At 73.9% G+C, this 631-nt stretch carries 2 pseudogenes; both read right to left on the reverse strand.

The window, feature by feature from the left end:
• A pseudogene (locus tag LPA54_RS34880) lies at positions 1-285 on the reverse strand (integral membrane regulator); the annotation flags it as partial.
• A gap of 167 nt (positions 286-452) precedes the next feature.
• A pseudogene (locus LPA54_RS34885) lies at positions 453-631 on the reverse strand (metallophosphoesterase); the annotation flags it as partial.

The raw sequence follows: 631 nt of genomic DNA on the forward strand, positions 1-631 counted from the left end.
GCGGGCGGTCCACGCGCGGCGGGCCGAGGCGAAGGTGACCAGGGCCAGCAGCACCGTGCTCTGGATCACGAAGTAGCTCAGTACCCGGGTGGGGCTGCCGAGGAGGATCTCGGTCAGCACGGCCGCCGTCGCCAGCAGGGCCAGGGCCAGCCGGTACACCGCGGTCAGCGGACGGCGCACCGGCGGTACGACGGCTCGGGCGGGGACGACGGAGGGGAGCAGCTGCGGAGCCGTCCGCGGGAGGGCGGGGAGGTCCGGGATGTCCCTGGGTATCGGGGCGGTCATGTCCCCAGCGTGGGACGGGGGACGGGGCGCGGCGATGTGGCGTGGGCCGGTCGGGTTATCCGTACATCAGATAACCCGCCGACCCGCCTACCCGCCGACCCGCCTACCCGTCGACTCACCTACCCGTCGACTCACCTACCCGCCGACCCGTCGCCCTCGCTCCCGCCTCAGCGGCCGACCAGCGTCAGCAGCGTCGCCTCCGGCGGGCACGCGAACCGCACCGGTGTGTAGCGGCTCGTGCCGCAGCCCGCCGAGACGTGCAGGTACGACCTGCGGCCCTCCGCCGTGTGCGTGGACAGGCCCTTCACGCGGTCCGTGTCCAGGTCGCAGTTGGTGACCAGGGCGC

Source organism: Streptomyces sp. DH12, assembly GCF_020873895.1.
Taxonomy (GTDB): Bacteria; Actinomycetota; Actinomycetes; order Streptomycetales; family Streptomycetaceae; genus Streptomyces.